4 protein-coding genes are annotated in these 2,253 nt (G+C 50.6%); 3 read left to right on the top strand and 1 reads right to left on the bottom strand.

Annotated features, from left to right (window positions below; translation table 11 throughout):
• On the bottom strand, positions 1–187 hold a 187-nt coding region (locus Q0369_RS03140; protein ID WP_298095844.1), incomplete at its 3' end, for a response regulator.
• Between the two features lie 98 nt (positions 188–285).
• On the opposite strand from Q0369_RS03140, the gene Q0369_RS03135 reads away from it, so the two are divergent.
• Genes Q0369_RS03135 through Q0369_RS03125 form a run of 3 tightly spaced genes read left to right on the top strand, consistent with a single transcriptional unit; the run spans position 286 to position 2,144 of the window.
• Positions 286–963 carry a CsgG/HfaB family protein gene (locus Q0369_RS03135; RefSeq protein ID WP_298095841.1) on the top strand — a complete coding sequence of 226 codons (678 nt, stop codon included), beginning with the start codon at positions 286–288 and terminating at the stop codon, positions 961–963.
• Between the two features lie 9 nt (positions 964–972).
• Positions 973–1,467 (top strand): DUF4810 domain-containing protein, encoded by a 495-nt coding sequence (locus Q0369_RS03130; protein ID WP_298095838.1) that lies wholly within the window; start codon positions 973–975, stop codon positions 1,465–1,467.
• Positions 1,464–2,144, top strand: coding sequence for a DUF799 domain-containing protein (locus Q0369_RS03125; RefSeq protein WP_298095835.1), 681 nt, complete (start codon positions 1,464–1,466; stop codon positions 2,142–2,144). Before Q0369_RS03130 ends, Q0369_RS03125 begins: the two co-directional genes overlap by 4 nt.
• Positions 2,145–2,253 lie beyond the last annotated feature (109 nt).

The following is a 2,253-nucleotide window of genomic DNA, read 5'->3' as shown; positions in this document are numbered from 1 at the left end:
GCTCAAAGCCGTCCATCTTAGGCATCATCACGTCCGAGATGATCAGATCGAAGTGCGCCTCATCCAGCGTCTCTGCCGCCTGCTTGCCATCGAAGGCGCAGCTCACGCTAAAACCCTCGTCAAGCAGCTTTTCTCTTATCGCCGAGCTCAAAGCCTCGTCATCTTCGACCAGTAAAATATTAAGCATCATCGCTCCCGTTTTGCTAAATTTATGCGCTTAAATTTATACATAAAATTTTAAGAAACAATGAGATATTATACGTAAATTTTTTCAAGGAGTAAAGAATGAATTTCAAAAAAACCATATCGGCTGCCGTTATTGCAGCTTCGGTGCTGGCGCTATTTAACGGATGCGCGAAAGAGAGCTCTCGCGTAGTGCAAACCCCTACGGTAGCGACCCTAAACACCAACTACTCGGGCGAGCGGATCGCCGTGTCGGTAGGACGCTTTAACAACCAGTCCTCTTACAACAACGGGGTGTTCTCCGACGGGGAGGACAGACTGGGCAACCAAGCGCAGACAATTTTGATCTCAAGCTTACAGCAAACGGGACGTTTCTCGGTGCTTGATCGCACGAATATGCGCGCCATCAAAGAGGAAAGTGCAATCTCCAAAAGCGCGCAAAACTTAAAGGGCGCCAGATACGTTATCACCGGCGATGTGACCGAGTTTGGTCGCAAGACGACCGGAGATCATCAGCTGTTTGGAATTTTAGGCAAGGGAAAGACCCAAACCGCGTATTCTAAGGTAAATTTAAACGTCGTGGACGTGCGAACCTCCGAGGTGGTCTTTTCGACCCAAGGTGCGGGCGAGTATGAGCTGTCAAATCGCGAAGTGCTAGGTTTCGGCGGCACTGCGGGCTATGATTCGACGCTAAACGGCAAAGTGCTAAGCTTAGCGATCATCGAAGCGGTCAATAATCTCGTTAACGGCCTTGAAAACGGCGCGTTTAAAGTGAGATAAGGATTAAATTTGAAAGCGAGTAGCGCTCTTGCGCTTGCTGCTGCGGCCGTGATCTTTTGCGGCTGCGGCGGCGGGACGCGGAATCAAATTTATTACTGGGACGGCAGCTACACGGACTCGACCTATCAGTATCTAAAGCAGGAAGGCGATGTAGGCGAACAGATCGAAGCGCTTGAAAAATCTATCCAAAAGGCATACGAAAAGGGGCTTAAAGTCCCGCCTGGGCTTTATTCGCATCTGGGGCTTTTGTATCTAAGCGCGGGCAACGGCGCGAGGGCGAGAGAGAATTTCGATAAAGAAGCTCAGGCCTTCCCTGAATCAAAGCCGTTTTTGACCTTCGTTACAAACCCAGCCGCGCTTAAAAAAGCGGAGGCTGCGACCAAGCCGGGCGCCGATAAAGTTCAAGGATCAAGCGAACGCGAAGTCGCCAAAGCGGTCTCTGCGAAGCAAGGCAAAGCTGCCGCAAAGCAGGGCGGCAAAACGAATAAAAAGGCTAAAAAATGAAAAATAAAGCTCAAATAGCGATTTTTAGCGTATTCGTGGCGCTGTTTTTTAACGCGTGCGCTCTAAGCGAGCCTGAAATTTACGATTACTCGGCGCTTCAGCAAGCTAAGCCTCGATCGATTTTGGTGCTAATGCCGAGCAACGAAACTACCGAAGTGGACGCAAGTGCTGCCGTGCTTGCCAACGCGATCTATCCGCTAAGCGAAGCGGGGTATTATGTATTTGATCCAGCGCTCGTGCATGAGACCTTCAAAAATAACGGAATTTACGAGGCTAGCGACATCCAAAATGTCTCCGCGCACAAGCTAAGACAGATTTTCGGCGCAGACGCCGTGCTGTATCTGAACGTCGTCAAATACGGCACTTCGTATATGCTTATCAAAAGCACGAACGTGATGGCGGTCAATGCCAAACTCGTGGATCTGCGAAGCGGCGCGACGCTCTGGGAGGGCTCGGCGCAGGTCAGCGACGACTCGGGCGGAGGCGGTAACAATCTCGTGGGTATGCTGATCTCCGCTGTCATTAAGCAGGTTGGCGATACGATCACCGATGCGGGATACAAGCTTTCTACAAGCGCGGATGCGATACTTTTGGGGCAGAACTGCAATAACTGCTTGCTCTACGGCCCGTATTCGCCACACTACGGACAGGATAGACAGCTTGGCGGCGGCAAATAAATTTTAAAAAGGACGAAAGTGAAACTAGCCGAGGCGCTGATACTGCGCGCCGATATACAAAAACGCATCGAGCAGCTAAAATCAAGGCTCGCGGACAACGCAAAAGTGC

The organism is uncultured Campylobacter sp., assembly GCF_938030685.1.
Taxonomy (GTDB): domain Bacteria; phylum Campylobacterota; class Campylobacteria; order Campylobacterales; family Campylobacteraceae; genus Campylobacter_B.
The sequence above is the reverse complement of the archived record's forward strand: the minus strand, read 5'-3'. Positions and strand labels throughout refer to the sequence as shown.

Coding starts and splice junctions, on each gene's coding strand:
- Q0369_RS03135 (WP_298095841.1), top strand. CDS start 286: ATGAATTTCAAAAAAACCATATCGGCTGCCGTTATTGCAGCTTCGGTG.
- Q0369_RS03125 (WP_298095835.1), top strand. CDS start 1,464: ATGAAAAATAAAGCTCAAATAGCGATTTTTAGCGTATTCGTGGCGCTG.